The sequence below is a fragment of the Chromobacterium alkanivorans genome (genome assembly GCF_016937655.1).
Lineage (GTDB): Bacteria > Pseudomonadota > Gammaproteobacteria > Burkholderiales > Chromobacteriaceae > Chromobacterium > Chromobacterium alkanivorans.
Genome location: NZ_JAFHKL010000007.1, coordinates 187,612 through 209,257, shown reverse-complemented (window position 1 = coordinate 209,257; position 21,646 = coordinate 187,612). Strand labels below are relative to the sequence as shown.

At 64.5% G+C, this 21,646-nt stretch carries 22 protein-coding genes; 13 read left to right on the top strand and 9 right to left on the bottom strand.

The window, feature by feature from the left end; all coding sequences use genetic code 11:
* Positions 1 to 285: 285 nt before the first annotated feature.
* Positions 286 to 1,005 carry a S24 family peptidase gene (locus tag JW897_RS14185; RefSeq protein WP_053077522.1) on the top strand — a complete coding sequence of 240 codons (720 nt, stop codon included), beginning with the start codon at positions 286 to 288 and terminating at the stop codon, positions 1,003 to 1,005.
* 61 nt (positions 1,006 to 1,066) lie between these two features.
* On the top strand, positions 1,067 to 1,651 hold the full coding sequence (locus JW897_RS14180) for an SIS domain-containing protein (RefSeq protein ID WP_205466636.1): 585 nt from the start codon (positions 1,067 to 1,069) through the stop codon (positions 1,649 to 1,651).
* A gap of 146 nt (positions 1,652 to 1,797) precedes the next feature.
* On the opposite strand, the gene JW897_RS14175 is transcribed toward JW897_RS14180, so the two are convergent.
* Both JW897_RS14175 and JW897_RS14170 read right to left on the bottom strand, forming a co-directional pair.
* A complete protein-coding gene (locus JW897_RS14175) occupies positions 1,798 to 2,733 on the bottom strand; it encodes an alpha/beta hydrolase (protein ID WP_240352208.1) in 936 nt (311 codons plus the stop codon).
* Between the two features lie 297 nt (positions 2,734 to 3,030).
* On the bottom strand, positions 3,031 to 3,906 hold the full coding sequence (locus tag JW897_RS14170; protein ID WP_205466635.1) for an HD domain-containing phosphohydrolase: 876 nt from the start codon (positions 3,904 to 3,906) through the stop codon (positions 3,031 to 3,033).
* 283 nt (positions 3,907 to 4,189) lie between these two features.
* Between JW897_RS14170 and JW897_RS14165 the strand changes: the two genes are divergently transcribed.
* The 5 genes from JW897_RS14165 (at position 4,190) to JW897_RS14145 (ending at position 8,989) form a co-directional block, all read left to right on the top strand.
* The gene (locus JW897_RS14165) at positions 4,190 to 5,557 is read left to right on the top strand and encodes an SGNH/GDSL hydrolase family protein (protein ID WP_240352207.1); all 1,368 of its coding nucleotides are present in this window, start codon (positions 4,190 to 4,192) and stop codon (positions 5,555 to 5,557) included.
* Between the two features lie 201 nt (positions 5,558 to 5,758).
* Positions 5,759 to 6,772 carry a class I SAM-dependent rRNA methyltransferase gene (locus JW897_RS14160; RefSeq protein ID WP_205466633.1) on the top strand — a complete coding sequence of 338 codons (1,014 nt, stop codon included), beginning with the start codon at positions 5,759 to 5,761 and terminating at the stop codon, positions 6,770 to 6,772.
* A gap of 261 nt (positions 6,773 to 7,033) precedes the next feature.
* Positions 7,034 to 8,368, top strand: a complete 1,335-nt coding sequence (locus tag JW897_RS14155) for an SGNH/GDSL hydrolase family protein (RefSeq protein ID WP_205466631.1) — start codon at positions 7,034 to 7,036, stop codon at positions 8,366 to 8,368.
* A gap of 72 nt (positions 8,369 to 8,440) precedes the next feature.
* Positions 8,441 to 8,632, top strand: a complete 192-nt coding sequence (locus JW897_RS14150; RefSeq protein WP_205466629.1) for a Lar family restriction alleviation protein — start codon at positions 8,441 to 8,443, stop codon at positions 8,630 to 8,632.
* A 9-nt stretch (positions 8,633 to 8,641) separates the two neighbouring features.
* A complete protein-coding gene (locus tag JW897_RS14145; protein ID WP_048415907.1) occupies positions 8,642 to 8,989 on the top strand; it encodes a DMT family protein in 348 nt (115 codons plus the stop codon).
* A 7-nt stretch (positions 8,990 to 8,996) separates the two neighbouring features.
* Here the strand turns inward: JW897_RS14145 and JW897_RS14140 are convergent, their stop codons facing one another.
* Positions 8,997 to 9,788, bottom strand: coding sequence for an inositol monophosphatase family protein (locus JW897_RS14140; protein WP_048408466.1), 792 nt, complete (start codon positions 9,786 to 9,788; stop codon positions 8,997 to 8,999).
* Positions 9,789 to 9,879: 91 nt separating this feature from the next.
* Here JW897_RS14140 and JW897_RS14135 point away from each other — a divergent pair, with 91 nt between their 5' ends.
* Complete coding sequence (locus JW897_RS14135; RefSeq protein ID WP_048415938.1) at positions 9,880 to 10,605, top strand: 16S rRNA (uracil(1498)-N(3))-methyltransferase; 726 nt, start codon at positions 9,880 to 9,882, stop codon at positions 10,603 to 10,605.
* Positions 10,606 to 10,633: 28 nt separating this feature from the next.
* Here the strand turns inward: JW897_RS14135 and JW897_RS14130 are convergent, their stop codons facing one another.
* Positions 10,634 to 11,848: a cyclic di-GMP phosphodiesterase gene (locus JW897_RS14130; protein WP_048415937.1), complete on the bottom strand. Its 1,215-nt coding sequence runs from the start codon at positions 11,846 to 11,848 to the stop codon at positions 10,634 to 10,636.
* A 493-nt stretch (positions 11,849 to 12,341) separates the two neighbouring features.
* On the opposite strand from JW897_RS14130, the gene JW897_RS14125 reads away from it, so the two are divergent.
* From JW897_RS14125 to pyrI, 4 genes are all read left to right on the top strand, one after another.
* Positions 12,342 to 14,417: a methyl-accepting chemotaxis protein gene (locus JW897_RS14125; protein ID WP_205466627.1), complete on the top strand. Its 2,076-nt coding sequence runs from the start codon at positions 12,342 to 12,344 to the stop codon at positions 14,415 to 14,417.
* A 28-nt stretch (positions 14,418 to 14,445) separates the two neighbouring features.
* The gene (locus JW897_RS14120) at positions 14,446 to 15,060 is read left to right on the top strand and encodes a LysE family translocator (RefSeq protein ID WP_205466625.1); all 615 of its coding nucleotides are present in this window, start codon (positions 14,446 to 14,448) and stop codon (positions 15,058 to 15,060) included.
* Between the two features lie 361 nt (positions 15,061 to 15,421).
* Positions 15,422 to 16,342 (top strand): aspartate carbamoyltransferase, encoded by a 921-nt coding sequence (gene pyrB / locus JW897_RS14115; protein WP_048415904.1) that lies wholly within the window; start codon positions 15,422 to 15,424, stop codon positions 16,340 to 16,342.
* A 20-nt stretch (positions 16,343 to 16,362) separates the two neighbouring features.
* Positions 16,363 to 16,821, top strand: a complete 459-nt coding sequence (gene pyrI, locus JW897_RS14110; protein ID WP_043589228.1) for an aspartate carbamoyltransferase regulatory subunit — start codon at positions 16,363 to 16,365, stop codon at positions 16,819 to 16,821.
* Between the two features lie 105 nt (positions 16,822 to 16,926).
* Here pyrI and JW897_RS14105 read toward each other — a convergent pair whose 3' ends face one another.
* The 3 genes from JW897_RS14105 to JW897_RS14095 all read right to left on the bottom strand — a co-directional run bounded on the left by JW897_RS14105 (position 16,927) and on the right by JW897_RS14095 (position 19,440).
* The gene (locus JW897_RS14105) at positions 16,927 to 17,445 is read right to left on the bottom strand and encodes a GNAT family N-acetyltransferase (protein ID WP_048415903.1); all 519 of its coding nucleotides are present in this window, start codon (positions 17,443 to 17,445) and stop codon (positions 16,927 to 16,929) included.
* A gap of 239 nt (positions 17,446 to 17,684) precedes the next feature.
* A complete protein-coding gene (locus JW897_RS14100; RefSeq protein ID WP_205466624.1) occupies positions 17,685 to 18,548 on the bottom strand; it encodes an NYN domain-containing protein in 864 nt (287 codons plus the stop codon).
* A gap of 88 nt (positions 18,549 to 18,636) precedes the next feature.
* Complete coding sequence (locus tag JW897_RS14095) at positions 18,637 to 19,440, bottom strand: substrate-binding periplasmic protein (RefSeq protein WP_156188005.1); 804 nt, start codon at positions 19,438 to 19,440, stop codon at positions 18,637 to 18,639.
* A gap of 113 nt (positions 19,441 to 19,553) precedes the next feature.
* Between JW897_RS14095 and JW897_RS14090 the strand changes: the two genes are divergently transcribed.
* Positions 19,554 to 19,778, top strand: a complete 225-nt coding sequence (locus tag JW897_RS14090; protein ID WP_048415901.1) for a hypothetical protein — start codon at positions 19,554 to 19,556, stop codon at positions 19,776 to 19,778.
* Between the two features lie 89 nt (positions 19,779 to 19,867).
* Here the strand turns inward: JW897_RS14090 and JW897_RS14085 are convergent, their stop codons facing one another.
* Both JW897_RS14085 and JW897_RS14080 read right to left on the bottom strand, forming a co-directional pair.
* On the bottom strand, positions 19,868 to 20,410 hold the full coding sequence (locus JW897_RS14085; RefSeq protein ID WP_048415900.1) for a DUF2059 domain-containing protein: 543 nt from the start codon (positions 20,408 to 20,410) through the stop codon (positions 19,868 to 19,870).
* Between the two features lie 113 nt (positions 20,411 to 20,523).
* On the bottom strand, positions 20,524 to 21,474 hold the full coding sequence (locus JW897_RS14080; protein WP_053077520.1) for a substrate-binding domain-containing protein: 951 nt from the start codon (positions 21,472 to 21,474) through the stop codon (positions 20,524 to 20,526).
* Between the last annotated feature and the right edge of the window lie 172 nt (positions 21,475 to 21,646).

The following is a 21,646-nucleotide window of genomic DNA, read 5'->3' as shown; positions in this document are numbered from 1 at the left end:
AAATGAGTTATAATTAATCAAGGTCATGTACGCAGTTTGCATTTAGAACTGTCGTTCTAAACACTGGCAAGCCCATGAATTCTATCGAATACAGCCATTCATGCGCTGGCTCACACAAGGACCTTGCCTTGCGCCGACTTGTTTTGAACTTGCCTCAGATTCATAAGTGCTATTTTAGTTCAAAACGTAAAACCGATCAATTAGTACGATGTCACTACCTGTCCTTTAGTTCAGGTCATTTGACCGAGCCGTGGCGCCGGCCTCGCACGCCAAATGGAGTTCTATATGGAAAAAAACTTGGAACAAAGTGACTTCAAGCAACGGCTGGAGTTGCTGATAGGCGCGGAAAAGCCCTACGCCTGGGCCACCCGCATTGGAATCAACAAAGGTTCGTTCACCAATATGTGGTATCACGGCGGGGTGCCGCGCGCGGCCACAGCCAGCAAGATCGCGGAGGCCAGCGGCTGCAGGCTGGAATGGCTGCTGCACGGCAGCGGGCCGCAGTACGAGTCGGCGCCGCCGCTGGGCGCTTCGATCAGACTAGAACGCGATTCGGACTGTTTTGTACCCGACAACGTCCATGAAGAGTTCTGTTTCATCCCGCGCTATAACCTGAAGGCCTCGGCCGGCTTCGGTTCCAATGCCAGCGATGAAGCGCCGATGTTCTATATGGCGTTCCGAAAATACTGGATCAAGAACCATCTGAACGCGTCCGCCCGGGACCTGGCGGTGATCAGCGTCAAGGGCGACAGCATGAGCGGCGTGCTGGAGGACCGCGACACCATCCTGGTCAACACCGCGGAACACTCGCCCGGCGAGGGCCTGTACGTGATCCGCATGGGCGAAGACATCTTCGTCAAGCAGTTGCAGCGTTTGCCCGGCGGCGCGGTGCAGGTGCGCAGCGCCAATCCCTTGTACGAAACCTTTACCGTGGACCTGCAACGCAATACAGGCGAATTCGAAGTCATCGGCCGCGTGGTCTGGTTTGGCCGCCAGATCGGCTGACCCGGACCCGACGCGGGTGTAGACTGTTGTTTTGCCGCACCGCATGAAACGAGACACCACCATGATTCAACACATCGAAGCCAGCCTGAACGAGGCGCAAACCGCCTTGGCCAATCTGCTGGCCAACCCGGAAGCGCTGGCCAGCATCGACGCGGCGGCGCAAACCCTGATCGCCAGCCTGACAAGCGGTGGGCGCGTCTTTTCCTGCGGCAACGGCGGTTCGATGTGCGACGCCATGCATTTCGCCGAAGAGCTGACCGGCCGCTACCGCAAAAACCGCCGCGGCATGGCCGCCGTCGCCATTTCCGATCCCAGCCACATGACTTGCGTGGCCAACGACTACGGTTACGAGTTCGTGTTTTCGCGTTATCTGGAAAGCCACGCCCGCGCCGGCGACGTGCTGATCGGCATCAGCACCAGCGGCAATAGCCAGACCATAGTCAACGCCGCGCAAGTGGCCCGTGAAATGGGCGTCAAGGTGATTATCCTCACCGGCCGCGCCGGCACTCGGCTGGAGCCGCTGGCCGACGTCTACGTCAACACGCCCGGCGGTCAGTTCGCGGACCGAGTGCAGGAGTTGCACATCAAGGTGCTGCACATCCTGATCGAACTGGTGGAACGCCACTTCTGCCCGGAAAACTATTGAGTTTCCCCGCTTGGTCACGCTTGCCATTGTGCTGACGACGCGCGCCGCGCCATAAGCGACGTCCGTCAGTACAACGGCATTAATGCGACGCAAAAAAACCGCCGCCCGGTCTACCCGGCGGCGGTTCTGCTTTCCGGCGGCGCGCGCTAGCGATTGAGGAAGGCAGCGATGCGCTGATACACCATGCGGCAGACGTCCGGCACGATGGCCTCCAGATTGAGAAAGGCGTGCACCATGCCGTCCAGATGCAAATGCTCCGCCTCCACCTCCGCCGCGCGCAGCTTGTCGGCGTAAAGAAAGGCCTCGTCGCGCAGCGGATCGAAGCCGGCCGACACCAGCATGGTAGGCGGCAGCTTGCGGCTGAATCCGCCATGCAGCGGCGAGGCCTGCAGGCGGTTCTCCGCGTGCTGGAAGTAGTTATCGAAATACCAGGCCACCCGCGCCTTGGTCAGCAGATAGCCTTCGCCGTTCTCGTCCACCGACGGCTGGCTCAAGGTGTAGTCGACGCTGGGATAGATCAGCACCTGGCGCTTGATCCGCAGCGAAGCGTCGTACTGCCCCAAAGCGCTGAGGCTGGACGTCAGCGCGCCGCCGGCGGAATCCCCGGCCAGCGACAGCTGGCGCAGATAGGGCAGCCCGCGCGCGTCCAGCGCCTGCCACAAGCCCTTGGCCACGACGGCGGCGTCCTGCAAGCCGGCCGGGTACGGGCTTTCCGGCGCCAAGCGGTAGTCGGCGGCCACCACCACGTGCTGGCTGGCGGCGGCCAAGCGCCGGCAGATCGGATCGTAAACGCTGACGCTGCCCACCATGTGCCCGCCGCCGTGGAAGAACGCCAGCACCGGCAGCGCTCGCTTCGGATCCGGGTGGTAGACGCGCACCGGCACGGTGAAATCGCGGCCGGGCACCAGGTCGTCGTTGACCCAGGCGATGTCCGGTCCCGGCGTCACCAGCTGTCGGGTCAGATTGGCCAGCGCTTCGCGCGCGCCTATCGACGTCGCCTTGTATCCTTTGGCCACCAACTCGGCCAGTTCGCGGTTGTATTCTTCCAGCCAGACGGCCAGAGCGGGATCGAGCTGATGCATGCAAGCTCCTATCGGCCCAGGCGTGACGGACGGCGCGCGGGCGCAGCGAGAGAAAGGGGACTGCCGGGCGCGGGCCGCCGCGGCGCCAAGCGCACGGCGAGCGGTCCGTTGCGGACTTAAACCGGTTCAAAGCCCAGCGAGCAGCAGCGAGGCCAAGCGAAAACCGCCGGGAAAACGGTTTTGCCCCTACGGGCTTGGAACAGGCTCTCAGCCAGCTTATACCATTGGTATTGCCACGCAAGCGTACAAGCGCGCATGGCCTCGCTGTTATTCCCGTCGGACCCCGCCGGCGCTCCTTCAACCAAACAGGCGCTCGAGCAGGCTGGGTTTGCGCGTTTGCAACAATTGCTCGGCGCCCAACAGCAGATCGTCGATCAGCCCCGGGTCGGCCCGCGGCTGGCGCGCCAGCGCCGGATTGGAGTGGCCGGACGGCGCCAGCTCCAGATGCGGCCCGCGTCGCGTCAGCCTATAGCCGCCGGCGCAGCTGGGACAGAAGATCTCCTCGCCGTCGGCCATGCCGCGCGGCACCGCGATGATGGGACCGCAGCCCTGACAGCATTGCAGCGGAATGCCCGGCTCGCTGTGGCCGATCACGTGATCGAACCGGCCGGCCTCGCCCAGCAGGATGAAGCGCTCGCCCAGTTCGCGGTCGAACTGGGTGCCCAGATTCTCCCGTACGATGGCCAGCGCGCGCTCCTTGGGCATGCCCCGCCGATACGGCCGGGTGCTGGTCATCGCGTCGAAGGCGTCGGCGATGCCGACGATGCGCGCCGCCAGAGGAATCTCCTTGTCCCTCAGCCCCTGCGGATAGCCGCGGCCGTCCGGCGTTTCGTGGTGGCGCAGCACCGCGTCCAGCGCCAGCTCCGCCAGCGGGTGATCGCTGAGCAAGTCCGCCCCCACCCGGGGATGGGTCTTGATCACCTCGTACTCGGCGTCGCTGAGTTTGTCCGGCTTGTTCAACACCGCGTCCGGCACGCCCACCTTGCCCAGATCATGCAAAAAGCCGCCCAGCGCGATGCGCTCCACCTCGGACTGCGGCAGGCCAAGATCATCGGCCAACGCGTAGCTCAAGCGCGATACCCGCCATAAATGCCCGCCGGTATAGGCATCGCGCGCCTCCACCATCATCGCCATCGTATACAGCGTTTTCAGCAGCTCCCGCGCTTGTCGCATTTCCGTCCCCGCATGCCGATGAAGCCCGGCCGCGAGAGCGATATCTGCAAGCGCTCCGGCGGCGACTCAGGCCGAATGATTTCAATATGGCATATCAATGCGGCTTTGCTGCGCTGGCAGCAATACGACAGTCAAACGCTTGGAAATAGAGCAATCATTCCATTTGCATGAAATTTTCATTTTTCTTGGCTAGCCTAGGCGGCACGCGGATTGCGCGCCGCCAGCGGCGCCGGTCCATGCGTTCGCGCCGTCGCCTGACGGCGCTCCACACGAGGAGACAACAATGAAATCGCTGCTATTGCTGGGCTTTGCCCTGAGCCCCCTGGCCCACGCCGCCGCCGCCGAACCCATCCAGCCCGACCCGCGCTACAGCCATGTGCTGTCCTCGTCCGGCCCGCTGAGCCGCGAGCAGCTGCTGAAGACGGCTCCGCCGGCGCCGCAGAGCCGCGCCGCGCGCGGCGACGCCAATGTCGAGCTGATGTCGGTGCCCGGCCCGGCCACTTACACCTATCTGCGCTGCTATTACCGCACCGGCGGCGACGCCGCCAAGCCCACCACCGACTACGTGTGGGGCCTGGACCCCAGCAGCGGCGACTACTACCGCCTGAACGGCTATTGGTGGTCCAGCAGCGCCTTGGACTGGAAGAACATGTATTACACCGACGTGGCGCAAAGCACGCTGCAATCGGTGTGCCGCGGCACCTTGCAGAAAAAGGGTATCCAGCAGAACCCGGCGATGGTGTTCTCCGCCGACAACCAGCTGTCGTTCAACTACACGGTGTGGACCAACGACAAGGCCGGCCAAGGCGCCGCCGTCAACAAGATCGTCGCCTTCGGCGACAGCCTGTCGGACAACCAGAACGTCTACAACGCCTCGATGTGGACGCTGCCCAACCGCAACAGCTGGTTCCTCGGCCACTTCAGCAACGGCCAGGTGTGGGTGGAGTACCTGGCCGGCCGCCTGCAGCTGCCGGTGTACAACTGGGCGATAGGCGGCGCCGGCGTGGACACGCAAAAGCTGGTGATCCCCGGCGTGCTGCAACAGGTACAGTCGTGGAAGGACTACATGAAGCAGGCCCGCGACTACGATCCGGCCACCACGCTGTTCACCATGCTGATCGGCGGCAACGATTTCGTGAACTACAACAACTCGGTGGACAAGGTGATCAGCGGCCAGAGCCAGGCGCTGACCAGCCTGATAGACGCCGGCGCGCGCAACATCCTGGTGCTCAATCTGCCCGACGTGTCGCGGGCGCCGGTGTTCCAGTTCAAGTCCGGCGCGGCCCAGGTGGCCGTCCAGGTGCGCGACTACAACCAGCGCCTGAACGCGCTGGCCGCCCAGCTGCGCCTCAAATACGGCAGCGGCCTCAAGCTGAACGTGTTCGACAGCTACGCGCTGTTCAACAAGGTGCTGGGCAACCCCGCCGCCTACCAGTTCAACAACGTCACCCAGTCCTGCCTCAACATCAACGCGGACTCCAGCACCAACTACCTGAGCGCCCAGAGCCCGCGCGCCAACTGCGTGAATCCGGACAGCTTCGTGTTCTGGGACACCTTGCACCCCACCACCCGCACCCACAAAGTGCTGGCGGACGAGGTCTACGGCTTCATGAACGGCTCCGCCGGCCTGGCCGCCCTGCCGCGACGCTGAGGACCGGTTCTAAAATCGATTGAATCAAGCAAGCGACCCAGCCCTTCCCCGACAGGCCGCCCACCGGCGGCCTGTTGTTTTGCAAGGGCTTTTCCGGACGCGCATTTGAGCGCGGCTGCGGCAAGGCATACAATGAAGGATTTTCCGGCGCGCCCGCCCCCAAGCAGCGAGCCGGCCCGGAACCGCAAGCGAAGGCCCCCGATGTCCTCCCTGACCCCATTGCTGCAGAGCGCCGAAGCCGCGCGCGCAGAACTGATCGCCCGGCTGCAAGCCGAAGACACCAATTGTTACCGCCTGTTCCACGGCAGCGTGGAAGGCGCGCCCGGCCTGACCGTGGACCGCTACGGCGAGCAGCTGCTGGCCCAGACCTTCCACCAGCCACTGAGCGAGGACGAACTGGCGGCGATCCGCGCCCACTACCAGGCCAGCCATCCCGGCCTGCCGCTGCTCTACAACGACCGCAGCGCCGACAACTCCCGCATCGGCAACGCGCTGACGCTGGAACAACAGGCCGAGGCCGAAGCCGACCACACCATCCGCGAACTGGGCGTCAACTACCACTACCGCGCCCGCCACAAGGGCCAGGACCCGTGGCTGTTCCTGGATTTGCGCGCCGCGCGCCGCCACGTGATGCAGCTGGCCGCCGGCAAGAGCGTGCTCAATCTGTTCGCCTACACCTGCGGCGTCGGCGTGGCCGCGGCCAAGGCCGGCGCCAGCTTCGTGATGAACGTGGACTTCGCCGAATCCAGCCTCAGCGTGGGCCGCGCCAACGCCAAGCTCAACCTGCTGGCCACTCGGCCGCGCTGCGTGCAGAGCGATGTGTTCGCCGCCATCCGCCAGCTGTCCGGCATCGGCCAGCCGGAGCGCGTGCGCGGCAAGAAAATGCCGCCCTTCCCCAAACTGGAAGCTCGCCAGTTCGACCTGGTGTTCCTGGACCCGCCGCGCTACTCCAAGAGCCCCTTCGGCGTGGTGGACCTGATCAACGACTACCAGGCGCTGTTCAAGCCGGCACTGCTGGCCACCGCGCCCGGCGGCACGCTGATCTGCTGCAACAACGTCGCGCAGGTGGACGGCGACGACTGGCTGGAAGCGCTCAAGCGCAGCGCGGCCAAGGCCGGCCGCGAAGTGCGCGCGGCGGAATGGATCGCCCCGGACGCGGACTTCCCCAGCCCGGACGGCAAGCATCCCTTGAAGATCGTCGCGCTCAGCGTCTGATCTGTGCTCTTGACGGCTTAGGCCCCCGCCCTAGCTGCCGCCGTCACATCCAATCTCAGTGAACGCCCGCCTTGCGCGGGCGTTTTCGCATGAAAAACCACAGCGTTTAAGCCATATGGCATTTTTACGCATAACTTAAAATTACCGTTTATTTTCACCTGTAAATACTTAAATATCCCGATACGGCACCACGCCGCAACGGCCGCGCTAGACGGCATACAACAGACAGCTTGACTCAAATCACGTATCGGGAAAGTCGCTATGAAACCTCAACTGCTACGCGGCCTGCTGGCCGCCGCCGGCCTGTTCGCCGCCAGCCAGGCCCATGCCCAGCTGGACCCGCAATTGGACTATCTGTCCCCGGGCGGGCCGCTCAGCGAAGCCCAGGTCAAGGCCGCGGCGGCCAAGCCGGCCGTGGCGATGGGAGCCGCCACCTACACCTATCTGCGCTGCTATTACCGGCTGGACATGAACGCCGGCAAGCCGCAAACCAGCTACCACTGGGCGCTGGACCCCAGCAGCGGCGACTACTACCGCGTCAACGGCTACTGGTGGTCCGGCAGCATCGTCGCGCTGAAGAACATGTTCTACAGCGACGTGGCTCAGGACACCCTGGCCGGGGTCTGCCAGAAAACGCTGGCGGCCAAGGGCGTCAACCGCCCGGTGGCGCTGTACGCCGCCGCCAACAACCAGATGTCCTACAACCACACCATCTGGAGCCAGGACAGCGCCAGCCAGCCGGCGCGCGTCAACAAGCTGATCGTGTTCGGCGACAGCCTGTCCGACACTCAGAACATGTACGGCGCCTCGCAATGGCGGCTGCCCAACGCCAAGAGCTGGTTCATCGGCCGCTTCAGCAATGACCGAGTTTGGGTGGAGTATCTGGCCGAGCAGTTGAAGCTGCCGATCTACAACTGGGCGATAGGCGGCTCCGCCGGCGATCAGCACCTGGTGGTGCCGGGCTTGCTGCAGCAGGTGGAATCGTGGTCGCAATACATGCAGAAGGCCGCCAACTACCGGCCGGAAAACACCCTGTTCACCATGCTGATAGGCGGCAACGACCTGCTCAACTACGGCCGCACCGTGGACCAGGTGATCGCCGACCAGGGCAAGGCGCTGGAACGCGTCATCACCGCCGGCGCGCGCCACATCGTGGTGCTGAACCTGCCCAATCTGGCCCGCACTCCTGCGGCCCAGGCCAGCGGCAAGGCCGCCGCGCTGGCGCCGCAGGTGCGCGATTACAACGCCAAACTGGCGCTGCTGGTGACGCAATTGCAACAGAAGTACGGCAGCACGCTGAAGCTGAACCTGTTCGACAGCAACACCCTGTTCGACGACTTGCTCGACAACCCGGCCAAGTACCAGGTCAGCAACGCCACCCAGTCCTGCCTGGACATCGCCGGCAACGCCAGCCTGCCCTATATCTGGGAGCAGAAACCGCGCGCGGAATGCGGCAATCCGGACGCCTTCGTGTTCTGGGACGTGCTGCACCCCACCACCCACACCCATAAGCTGTTGGGCGGCTACGTCGCCAACTTCGTCAAGGCGGCGGATCCGGCGGTTTCGGCCGCGGCGGCGCTGAAAGCGCGCCGCTAAGCGCTGACCCCATGCCGCCGCCATCACGCGGCGGCTTGGGGTAAGATGCCGGTTTCAGCCGGACTTTCCGCCATGAGCCAAACACCGCAAACCGCCCTCAGACCCTGCCCCAAATGCGGCGCGCCCGCCCTGCTGGTCAAGGCCGGCTCCCGCCGCTTCTGGGTGCAATGCAGCCGCTATCCGGACAACGGCAACTGCGGCGCCATCGGCGCTCAGGCCGACAACAAGAAAGAAGCCGTCGCCAACTGGAACGCCGGCCGCTGAGCGCGCATCATGAATCTCTCGCCCTATCTGTTGACGCCGCTGTTGCTGGTGTTGTCCAATGTGTTCATGACCTTCGCCTGGTACGCCCACCTGAAGGACATGTCGTCCAAGCCCTGGTGGCTGGCCGCGCTGGCCAGCTGGGGCATCGCCTTGTTCGAGTATTTGCTGCAGGTGCCGGCCAACCGCATAGGCTACGGCGCGATGAGCTTGTCGCAGCTGAAGATCATTCAGGAAGTGATATCGCTGTCGGTATTCATACCGTTCGCGGTGTTTTACATGAACCAGCCCTTCCGCTGGGATTACGTCTGGGCCGGGCTGTGCCTGGTGGGCGCGGTCTATTTCATGTTCCGCGGCTGAAGCCGGGCTATTGGTTGGCGCGCACCCAGCGGTGCCATTGGGAGAACAGCTCCGGATTCAGCGCGGCGATGGCGGAGCGCTTCCAGATCACGTCGCTCCAGTAGTCGTCGCTGTTGAGGCTGGCGATCTGACCCCCGGCCTCTTCCAGGATCACCGCGCCGGCGGCGTAATCCCACAGCCGCTGGCCGCCGTGCAGATAGAGATCGTAGCGTCCGGCCGCCAGATAACACCAGTCCAGCGTGCTGGAGCCCAGATTGCGCAGGCTGCCGCAGGGGCAGGTGCTGCCGATGCGCGCGGCCAGCTTGCCGGAGCGCAAGTATTTGACCTCCACGCTGGCGATGGCGTCGCACATGGTGTTGACCACGGTTTTCAAGGGCAGGCGCTGGCCGTTCAGATAAGCGCCCTCGCCGCGGCTGGCGTAGAACATTTCCTGGGACACCGGGTTGTAGATCACGCCCAAGCGGCTCTTGCCGCCCACCATCAGGCCGACGGAGATGGCGAAATACGGCAGGCCGTTGACGAAGTTGGTGGTGCCGTCTATCGGGTCCACCACCCACAGGCCGTCCTGGTTTTCCGCCCACAGCCGGTCTTGCTCGGCCAATTCCATCTCCTCGCCCAGCACCGGGTGAGGCAGAATGCGCGGCAAGGCGGCCTGCAGCGCCTGCTGGCAAGCCATGTCGGCCTCGGTGAACAGCGTGCCGTCGTCCTTGCGGCTTTTGCCCACGCGCAAAAAGCGCGGCATCACCTCGTCGCGCGCCACTTCCCTGAGCACCTGCATCACCTGTTCCAGCACCTGCATTCGTTTTCCCCCAAGGCCGCTGCAATCCCATTTGCTGCAATCGCAGCAAACAAAGCAAAATACCGGTATCAACAGCGACTTTCAATACGTCATGCCCAGGTTTTACATTGACGCCGACCTTAGCGTCGGCCAAACGCTGGCCTTGCCGGACACCGTGGTGCGCCATGTCCAGGTGCTGAGGCTCAATGCCGGCGACGCCGTCACCCTGTTCAACGGCCGCGGCGGCGAGTATTCCGCCACGCTGGACGCGGTGATGAAACGCGACGCCCACTGCCGCATCGAAGGCTTCGACGAGGTTTCACGTGAAACGCCGATCTGGCTGGGCCTGGCCCAGGCCATCTCCGGCGGCGACAAAATGGAGTTCACCCTGCAAAAAGGCGTGGAGATGGGCGTGTCCGCGTTTCAGCCCATCGCCGCGGAACGCTCCATCGTCAAGCTGTCCGGCGAGCGCGCCGACAAGCGCGTGGCGCGCTGGCAGGAGATCGTGATTTCCGCCTGCGAGCAAAGCGGCCGCAACGCCATTCCTCAAGTATTGCCCATCCTGTCGCTGGAGCAATGGCTGAAACAGCCGCCGGCCGCCGACGCGCGGCTGATCCTGTCGCCGGCGGGCACCCAGCGCCTGGCCGACATCGCCGCCGCGCCCGCGCGCGCCTGGCTGATGGCGGGGCCGGAGGGCGGCTACTCAGCCCGCGAAGAGGCCGCGGCGCTGGACGCCGGCTGGACGCCGCTGAAGCTGGGGCCGCGCATCCTGCGCACCGAAACCGCGGCGCTGGCCGCGGTGGCGGCGATGCAGACCGTGTGGGGGGATTACCGCTAGCCTGAGCGGCGCGGGGCGCTCCGCCCCGCTATAGGAAACGCAGCGGATCTATCTTCCACTTGTCCGGCGACTCATGCTTGACGATGCGGTCGCCGCCGCCGAAGCCCATGCCTCGCGACAAGTCCACCATCTCCGGCGGGATGTAGACATTGCTCTTGGTGCTGAAGAACACCTTCACCTTGGGCGAGATCAGATTGCTCTCGTTCTGCTCCACCACCACGCCCAGCCGGCCGCTCTCCAGGCGCACCAGGGTGCCGATCGGATAAATGCCTATGCTGCGCATGAAAGCCTGCACCAGCTGCGGATTGAAGTGGAACTTGGACCACTCGTAGATCTTGCGCAAGGCGTCGGTGGGCGCCATGCCCTTGTGGTAGCAACGGTCCGAAGTCAGCGCGTCGTAGACGTCGACAATGGCCGCCATCTGCCCCAGCTGCGAGATCTCCTCGCCCTTGAGCCCGGCCGGATAGCCGCTGCCGTCGTGACGCTCGTGGTGCTGCGCCGCCACCAGCACCGCGGTTTCGGAAATGCCGGTGGTTTGCAGCAGGATCTGCTTGCTCTCCACCACATGGCACTTCATCACCGTGAACTCCTGCTCGGTCAATTTGCCCGGCTTGTTGAGGATGCGGTCCGGAATCTTCATCTTGCCGATATCGTGCAGCATGCCGCCGATGCCGGCGTGATGGATCACTTCCTTGCTCATGCCCATCGCGTTGCAGAAGCTGACCATCAACGCGCCTACGCTGACCGAATGCTGGAAGGTGTAGTTGTCCTTGTCCTTGATCCGGCACAGCGACAGCAGCGCGCCGCCGTTGCGCAGGATGGACGAGGTCATCTTGGTCACCGACGGCTCCACCATCTCCAGCTCCACCTGCTTGCCCAGCCGCACGTCCTTGAGAATGCCCTGGATGATCTGGTTGGCTTCGCTGTGGATCAGCTGGGCGCGGCCGAACTCGGCGCCGGCCTCCACCTGCCGCTCCAGGATGGTCTCGTTGCTGCCGAACTCGCGGATCTGCTCCTCCAACTGCTTCTTCACCTCGGTGGCGGTGGGCGCGGAGGGCAAGTCCATCCCCTTGCGCGTGTCTATGTACACCTCGTGAATGCCGGAGTCGGCAATCTTGCGGATCTCTTCCTCGTCCTTGACCAGAAAACGCTTAAGCAAAAAGGGGTGCGACATCCAATCGCAGTTCAGATCGTGGATGTACATGCCCACCTTGAGATCGGCCACTTCTATGCACTTGATCATTCTGTGCTCTTTATCCCGCCGCGCGCCTGTGCCGCCGGCCGCGCGCATGCGTCTCCGCCACCCTGTCACCGGGACCTCGCCGGCCGATATCGCCGGCGCAAATGGACCGGCCCGCCCGATGCCGCCCGGGCGCGCCTTTCTTCAGCATCAACTCCGCTATCGGCATTTGCAAGGTATTCCATTAGCCCGGCGGCCAAATTAGCGGCCTCGCATGACATGCGAATTCACCGTCAAGCTCGCGCAAAGCCTGCTAGATAACGCGGCGCGCCGTCGCTTGTCACGCGGCTGTAAATATTGCCGCCGCGGCCCTTGTGGCGCGCTCCCCACGTTCCGCCGCGCGGCGGCCCGCTTTTAACGCGTCGGCATGGACCGGCGCGAGCCTCTGGCTTTAATGTCTATAAATAAGGGCAAGACGCCGGGCTTCGCCTCCGCTCGCGCGCTGCCGCGGCAGACCGCCCTATAACAAGCTTCGCAAGGTATTGGGGAAAGAAGAATGGAACAGCAGAAATGGGGCCGCCTGAGCACCCGCATCATCCTGGTGGCCGCCGCCGCCATCGCCGTCGGCTTCGCCGTCATGATTGGCCTGATCGCCTGGCAGAGCTACAGCTCGGCGGTGGACCAGGGCTACAAGCTGGCCTCGGAACAGGCCAGCAGCTACGCCAAGGACGCGGAAAGCGACTTCGCGCGCAACTTCACCCTGCCGCGCCACCTGGCCGACGCGGTGCAGGGCATACAGCGCGTCGCCCACCCGGACCGCAAGCACACCGACAACACGATACAGCAGATGCTGGACAACGCGCCGCAATCGGTGGGCCTGTGGATGCTGTGGGAGCCCAACGCCTTCGACGGCAACGACAACGGCTTCCGCATGGACTGGCCGCGCCACGACCCCACCGGCCGCTACCAGCCCTACGTCACCAAGAACGACAAGGGCAAGGCGCAGATGGACGTGATGATGTCGACGGACCGGGTCAAGGAATTCCCCAAGTTCAAGGAGCACCCGGAAAGCTATCAGCCCGACTACGAAAAACCGGGCTGGGGCGATTTCTACTACGTGCCCAAGCAGCGCGGCCGCGACACCATCACCGAGCCCTACCCCTACGAAGTGCAGAACCGCAAGATCCTGGAAAGCTCGCTGGCCGTGGTGATCAAGGACGCCGCCGGCAAAATGCTGGGCGTGTCGGCCACCGACATCGCGCTGGACGACCTGCAAAAGAAATTCGGCCAGATCCGGCTGTATGAAACCGGCTACGTCAGCATGCTGTCCGAAGGCGGCCTCTACGTGGTGAATCCGGAAGCCGGCCTGCTGGGCAAGCCGGCGCCCAAGGACAGCCCGCTGACGCCCTATCTGGGCAAGATCAAGCAGGGCGAGGACTTCGTCTACGAGGCCGGCGGCTTCACCCACTTCTTCCACCCGGTGAAAGTGGCCAATACCGGCCAGTTCTGGACGCTGGGCGTCAGCATCCCCACCGCAGCCATCACCGCCGACGCGCGCCGGCAAAGCCTGACCGCGGTGCTGATAGGCGCGGTGGCGCTGGCGCTGATCCTGCTGGTGCTGGCCGGCGTGGTGCGCGCGCTGACCCGGCCGCTGAACCACCTGGCCGCCACCATGGAACAACTGGCCTCCGGCAAGGGCGACCTGACCATCCGCATCCCGATCCGCAACCGCGACGAAATCGGCCGCACCGCCGACGCCTTCAACCGCTTCATCGCCAGCCTGCGCGACATGTTCGTGGAAGTGCGCGAGCAGAGCCAGGCGGTCACCGCCGCCGCGGTGTCCTTGCAGGAGTCCGCGCGCCAGGTGGAAAGCGCCTCCGCCTCGCAATCGGACGCGGCCAGCGCCACCGCGGCCGGCGTGGAGGAAGTGACCGTCAGCGTGCAGCACATCGCCAACACCGCGCAGCTGGCGGAAAGCACCGCGCGGGAAACCGGCAGCCTGACCGAACAGAGCGTCGCCACCGTCAACCAGGTCACCGCCGAAATCCGCCGCATGACCGACAATATGCACGCGCTGGCGGAACGGGTGAACGGCCTGGGCGCGCGTTCGGCCGAAGTCAGCACCATCGTCAACGTGATCAAGGACATCGCCGACCAGACCAATCTGTTGGCGCTGAACGCGGCGATCGAAGCCGCGCGCGCCGGCGAGATGGGCCGCGGCTTCGCCGTGGTGGCGGACGAAGTGCGCAATCTGGCCGGCCGCACCGCCGAGGCCACGGTGGAGATCAGCCGCATCGTCAACGCCATCGGCCAGGAAACCCGCGACGCGGTCAGCGATGTGCAAAAGAGCAGCCAGTTGGTGGGCAACAGCGTCTCCATCGCCGAAGACGCCAACCAGGCGATGCAGACCGTGCTGGACCGCAGCCACGGCCTGGTGGGCAGCATCGTCGACATCGCCTCCTCCACCCGCGAGCAATCCGCGGCCAGCCTGGAGATCGCCCAGAACGTGGAGCGCATCAGCAGCATGGCGCAAAGCAATAGCGACGTGGTGCGCCAGGTGGCCGCCTCGGTCGGCCATCTGCGCGAACTGTCGGCGCGGCTGGAAGCGCTGGTGGGCGATTTCCGCACCTGAGCCGCCGGACGACGAAAGGAAAAGCCCGATGATTGAAATCGACTGGTGGCCATTTGTCGCCGCTTCGCTGCTGCTGGTGGTCACGCCGGGAGCCGGCACCCTGTCCATCCTCGGCGCGCTCGGCGGCGGCGGACTGCGCGCCGGCTACGCGGCCCAGGCCGGGCTGCTGGCCGGCGATCTGATCCTGATCGCGCTGGCCGGCGGCGGCGTGGCGGCGCTGCTGGCCGCCCATCCCGGCTGGTTCGAGCTGCTGCGCTACGCCGGCGCGCTCTATCTGGTCTGGCTGGGCGCGAAACTGTTGTTCCGCCGCGGCGGCGGAGCCGCCGCCGTGGCCGCGCCGACGCCGCGCAGCGCCAGCGCCTGCTTCCGCCGCTCGCTGTTGATCACCCTGGCCAACCCCAAGGCCATCCTGTTCTTCATGGCTTTCTTCCCGCAATTCCTGGACGCCAGTCGCGCCGGCCCGGCCGGCTTCGCGCTGCTGGCCGCGGTGTTCTGCCTGATCAATATGCTCTACCTGGCGCTGCTGGTGTGGCTGGCCGGCCATTTGCGCCGCCGCGCGTTCGCCCCCGGCGGCCGCCTGCTGCTCAACCGCCTGCTGGGCGTCTGTTTCCTGGGCCTGGGGATCAAATACGCGCTGCGCTGAGAGCCTGTTCGATGTCCGCTGCGCTTCAGCGATGCGGCGTTGAACAGGCGCCAATAGCCGTCCAAAGCTCGCAGCAGACGCGCAAGTGTCCCTTTTCTGCCATCAATTTCGATAAATGCGACATGGGTCTTACCGCCGCGCCGGAATTGGGATTACAATCCCGCAGTTTTGTTCGGACCACAGGCAATGACCCACGCAACAACGCTTCCCGCACGACGCACCGCCCGCCACGGCGGCGACCTGCCGTTGGCGCGAGGCCTTGCCGTTCCCGGACCCCGATGCAGTAAGAAAACAAGCTCCTGATTCCAGGGGCTTTTTTTTTACCCGCGACTCATAAAGCCAATATTGAAAGGACGCGACCATGGCCAACCCCCTCTACCGCAAACACATCATTTCCATACCGGACTTCAGCCGCGAGGAACTGGAGCTGGTGGTGGCCACGGCAGCCCGCCTGAAACAACAGCCGCGCAACGACCTGCTGAAGGACAAGCTGGTGGGCAGCTGTTTCTTCGAGCCCTCCACCCGCACCCGGCTGTCCTTCGAGACCGCGGTGCAGCGGCTGGGCGGCAGCGTCATCGGCTTCGCCGACGGCGGCAACACCAGCGCCAAGAAGGGCGAAACCCTGGCGGACTCGATCAAGATCATCGCCTCCTACACCGACGCGGTGGTGATGCGCCATCCCAAGGAGGGCGCGGCGCGGCTGGCCAGCGAATTCTCCGACGTGCCCATCATCAACGGCGGCGACGGCTCCAACCAGCACCCGACCCAGACCCTGCTGGACCTGTTCACCATCCGCGAGACCCAGGGCACGCTGGAAAACCTGACCGTGGCCTTCGTCGGCGACCTCAAGTACGGCCGCACCGTGCACTCGCTGACCCAGGCGCTGTCGCTGTTCGGCGCGCGCTTCTACTTCGTCGCGCCGGAGCAGCTGGCGATGCCGGACTACATCTGCGAGGAGCTGGATGAAAAAGGCATTCAGTACACCGTGGTCGGCAGCCTGGACGACGTGATTCCGCAAGTGGACGTGCTCTACATGACCCGGGTGCAGCGCGAGCGCTTCGACGAGGCCGAGTTCAAGAAGATCCAGGGCAAGTTCGTGCTGCGCGCCGACATGCTGCACAGCGCCCGCACCAATATGAAGATATTGCACCCGCTGCCGCGCGTCGACGAGATAGAAACCAGCGTGGACGCCACGCCGCACGCTTATTACTTCGAACAGGCCAAGAACGGGGTCTACGCGCGCCAGGCGCTGTTGTCGCTGGTGTTGAACGAGACCGTCTGATTCAGGAAAAGGAAACCATCATGCAATACACCCGCACCGTAGAAGCGCTGAAACAAGGCACCGTCATCGACCACATTCCGGCCGGCCAGGGCCTGGTCATCCTGCGCCTGTTCAAACTCAGCGAAACCGGCGAGCGCGTCACCGTGGGATTGAACCTGTCCAGCCGCCACATGGGCGCCAAGGACATCATCAAGGTGGAGAACATCGCGCTGTCGGAAGAACAGGCCAACGAACTGGCGCTGTTCGCGCCGCAGGCCACCGTCAACGTAATCGACAATTTCGAAGTGGTGAAGAAGCACAAGCTGGCGCTGCCGGACACCATCGAGGGGATTTTTTCCTGCCCCAATTCCAACTGCATCTCGCACAACGAGCCGGTGACCAGCTTTTTCTACGTCAAACCCCAGGCGCGCGACACAAAAATGAAATGCAAGTATTGCGAAAAGGTGTTCAGTAGGGATATCGTTGCAGAGGTGCGCTAAGTCGTACAAGGGTGAATAGAGAAATATCAAGAAAACACTGCGTTCGACAGTGGTAAAAAGCACGAGCAAGCGCCGCAGACCCCTGCGGCGCTTCTCATTTCCGGATCAGGACGCCGCCGGACCCTCGCTGGCGCCGTCGATGAAGCGCTGCAGAAACACCAGATCCAGCCAGCGGCCGAACTTGAACCCCACCTGCGGCAGCGTGCCCACCTGCTGGAAGCCCAATTTCTCATGGAAGCGGATGGAGCCCGCGTTGGCGGCGTCCACCGCGCCTATCATGGTGTGCTTGCCCAGCGCCTTGGCGCGCGGGAACAAGGCCTGCACCAAGGCGGTGCCTATGCCCTTGCCGCGCGCGTCGGCGGACAAGTGCACGCTGTGCTCCACGGTGAAGCGGTAGCCCGGTTTGACGCGGAAATCGCCGAAGCTGGAAAAGCCCAGTATCTTGCCGCCCTCTTCGGCCAGCAATACCGGATAGCCCGCGGCGGTGCGGTCCTGGAACCAGACGGCGAATTCGCCGGCGGACAGCGGATCGTCGTTGTAGATGGCGGTGGTGGTGGCGATGACCTCGTTGTAGATGTCGAGTATCGCCGCCAGGTCTTCCAGCGTGGCGTCGCGGATAATCATGTTCTGTCCCTTGCTGATGTGGCTTGTTGTTTGGATCGCGGGCACGGACGCCGACGCGGATCCTTAGAACCTATTTACGATCTGCTACGCGTCGGCGATACCGCGTTGAAACCAACTTCGAAATGCTCATGTACCACCTGTACATTGCGCTTTCTCAGCTGTTTTCGCCTTGTCTCGCCTTAGCTCGCGAGATCGTAAACACGTTCTTTAGGAATGCAAACAGTGTACCAGCAGCCGGTTCAGCCGGCAGCAGCCGGCTTTTTGCGCGGGCTGCGCTTCTTGCGCGCCGGCGTTTCCGGCGGCTCCGCCGCGGGCGGCGCGGCCGCAGCCGCTGCGGGCAGCGATTCGCCGTCCTGCTTGAGCCGGATTTCGCAATGCAGTTTGGAGCCGTTGCGGCTTTCCTGCACCGTCAGGAAGTCCAGCTTTTTCACCATCTGCGACAGCCGGGAATGACCGTAGACCCGCGGGTCGAACGAGGGATCGTTCTTGGCCAGATAAGTGCCCACCACCGACAACTCCGCCCAGCCGCTGTCGCGCGACACCGCCTCGATCGCATTGGTGAACATGTCCTGCAGCGGGTGGCGCTCCTTCTCAGGCTGCGGCTTGGCGCGGCTGCGCGTACTGCGCGTCTTGGGCTTGTCGGCCGCGTGCTTGGCCGCCGCCGGCTCCGGCCGCAGAATCTCGGTGAACACGAATTTGTCGCAGGCGGCGATGAAGGGCCGCGGCGTCTTGGACTGCTCGCCCAGGCCGATCACCATCAGCCCGGACTCGCGCAGCCGGGTGGCCAGGCGGGTGAAGTCGCTGTCCGAGGACACCAGGCAGAAGCCGTCGAAATTGCCGGTGTAGAGCAGATCCATCGCGTCGATGATCAACGCGGAGTCGGTGGAGTTCTTGCCCTTGGTGTAGGCGAACTGCTGAATCGGCGAAATCGCGTACTGATGCAGCACTTCCTTCCAGCCCTTCAGCTGGCTGGTGGTCCAGTCGCCGTAGGCGCGCTTGACCACGGCGGTGCCGTATTTGGCCACCTCGGCCAGCAACTCGGCGATCAGCGCCGACTGCGCGTTGTCCGCGTCTATCAATACCGCCAGTTTGCGGTTTTCCATACTTGGTTTCCGTAAGGCTATCGAGCCATGCTAAAACCGGCCGCCGCGGCTGTCAAAACCGGCGGCCGGACGCGGCGATGAGCCGGTTCTACGGCGGCGCGTCGCGCAGCGTCTGCTCCACGATGGCGGCAATCCTCCCCTCGCGCTTCATCTGCTCCAAGACGGCGTTCAGCTGCCGGATGAAATCGTCCAGATAGGGAAAGCGCTGCCGGCCGTGCTTGGTGAAGCCGACATAGGCCTGCTCACCGTTCAGATTGGCCGCCGCCACCAATTCGCCGCGCTGCTCCGCGCTGATCGCTCCGCGCCGCTGCAACCGTTCCAGCACATAAAGAATGGACAGCTTATCGTTCAAATAGCAGTCGGTGCGGCCGTTGATCAGCTTCAGCAGATTGCCCTGGGTGTCCGGCGCCTCGTCCAGCTGGATCTCGCCGCGCTGCACCGCCAGCCAGAACGCCTTGCCGCCGGGACGGAAACCGGCGTTGTTGCCGAAGCGCAGTCCCAGGAAATCCGCCGGCCAGTGCTGCCGCGGCGCGCGCATGACCTCCGCGCGGCAATACACCGCCAGCTGCTCCTGCCAGAACGGCGCCGAATAGCCCATGTAGTCCCGCTCCGGGCGGTAATACGGCGGCGACAGCGCCGGCGCGCGGCCGGCCTCCAGCTCGGACAGGCCGCGCTTCCACGGCACCGGCCGCAGATCGATGCGGTAATCGCTCAAGCGCTGCGACGCCGCGCGCAACACCTCGTTGTACACGCCCTCGGCCCTGCCGTCCTTCTCGTAGGAATACGGCGGATAGCCGTTGTCCACCAGCACCACCACCTGGCGCGGCGGCGCGGCCGCGACGCCCGCCGCCAGCCCGGCCAACAGCAAGAGCAATAAGCCCGGTCTCATCATTTGAATGACATAATCCGTGTCGATAAACACGTTATAGCCGCTGCGCCGCCAAGCCGTTGGCACGAGTCTTGCAGCGTCGCGGACATCGTCCACTCCCGCCGCCGAGGCCCGCCATGAAACTGTTCTCGCGCAACACGCCCGCCGCCACCAGCGAGGTGGTGATGTTCAATTACCGCCGGCCGGTGCGCGCGCGTCAGGTGGCGCTGGGCGGCGGCGGCCGGCTGTGGCTGGTCGAGGCGCTGGACCCGACCCACAATGTCTGGGTATGGCAAGAGGAGTCCAGCCAGGCGGAAGCCGCGGTGGACACCGCGCGCCGGCTCAGCCTGATGCTGAACTGAACCGGAATGGTGCGACGCGGCACCAAGCTGGCGCGCGGCACGCAAAAAAGCCGCCCTTGGGCGGCTTTGATGGCGAAGCGCAAACGCGCTTATTTCTTGGCGACGCTCTTGCCGAAGCTTTCCGCGGCGGCGCGCATCTTGGGCAACAGCACCGGCTCGGCGGCCTTCAGCGTGTCGCCGGCGATGGTGTTGATGATCTGCGGCTGCTGCTTCAGCAGTTTCTGACCTGCGGCGGTCTTGTAGAAAGCGTTGATCTGCTTGAGTTCGTCGGCGCTGAACTGAGCGCTGTAGGCCTTGGCCACGGTTTGTTCGAACTGCTGCTTGGCGGCGCTGGAGCCAAAGTAGTCGCTGGCCAGCTTGTGCACGTTCTCGCCGTAGGTCTTGAAGCCTTCCTGCGCTTTTTTCTGCTGGGCTTCGCTCAGCTTGATCTTGTTCTTGACGAAGTATTCCTGCAGCAGCGGCATCGCGCTGGCGGTGGTGCGCTGCGCCAGTTCCGGCAGCATATTGTTCAGGCTCAGCGTGGCGGACAACTCTTTGACGGCGGCGTCCTGGGCGGCGTCGGCGTGCGCCAGCAGCGGCAAAGTCAGCGCCAGGGCGGCCAGGCCGGCTTTGAGCGGGCGTGATGCGAACATGTGGAATCCTTTGGCTTGAGTTGGAAACAGCTGGCGTCGGCCAGGCCGACGCGGAAACACCGGCAGTGTGACACCGCCGCCGCCGCAGGTCAAAAAAGACGGGGGGCCGCCGCCTAGCGCGCCGCGTCGGGCAATGGCGGCAGCTGACTTTGCCAGCCCTGATAGGCTCCGATATTGGCGCGGGTAATCAGCTGCACCGGCACCACCACCGTGCGCGGCTTGGATTTGGGATTGTCCAGCAATTGGCGGCCCAGCCTCACCGCCTCCACGCCGATGGCGTACGGCGCCTGGCTGGCGGAGGCCACGATCTGATTCTGCGCCCGCAACGCCTTCTCGATGTCCGGCGAGCCGTCCACCCCGGCTATCATCACTTCCCCGCGGCCGGCTTCCCGCGCCGCCTGCTCCGCCCCCAGCGCCTGACGGTCGTTGCAGGCGAACACGCCGTTGATCGCGGGGTAGCGCCGCAGATGCCGCTCCATCAGCCGCTTGCCGCCCCAGCTGGACGCCAGCCCGCTCTCCTTGTAGCTGAGCAGGCGAATCTTGGGAAAAGCGGCCAGGCTGCGGCGACAGCCGGCCACCCGGTCCCAGACCGAGGACACCGGCGGGCCGCTCTGAATCACCACCGTGCCGCGGCCGCGCATCTGCTCCGCCAGATAGCGGCAAGCCAGCGCCCCGGCCTGGACATTGTCCGATTTGACCGTACCGTCGGCGCCGGGCGCGTCCACGTCCACCGCCACCACCCTCGCCCCGGCCTGGTGCGCCAGGCGCACCAGCGGCGCCACCGCCTTGCTGTCCGCGGCCACCAGCAGGATCAACTCCACCTGCTGGCGCAGCAATTGCCGCACCTGCTCCTCCTGCCGCTCCAGGCTGAAATTGGCGGACAAGGTGGTGACTTGCGCATTGGGATTGGCCGCGCGCGCTTCGTTCAGCGCGCCGCGCGCGACGATCTGGTAAAAGGGATTGTCCAGCGCCCCCACGGACACGCCGATGCGGCTCAAGGGCGCCGCGTAAACGGCTCCGGCCAGGGACAGCCAGCAACAGGCAAGAAATCGGCTCGGCATCATGGCCACTCTGTGATGATTGAAATACGTGTCATCCCAGTTTAGACCACCCGGCTTGGACCGAAACCACGCCGAGCAAGCGCTCGTTCACGGCAAAGCCCAGCGCCTGTTCAAAGTCTCGCGAGCTAAGGCGAGACCAGGCGTGCCCGCCGTGTCACGTCTCACGACGCGCGGC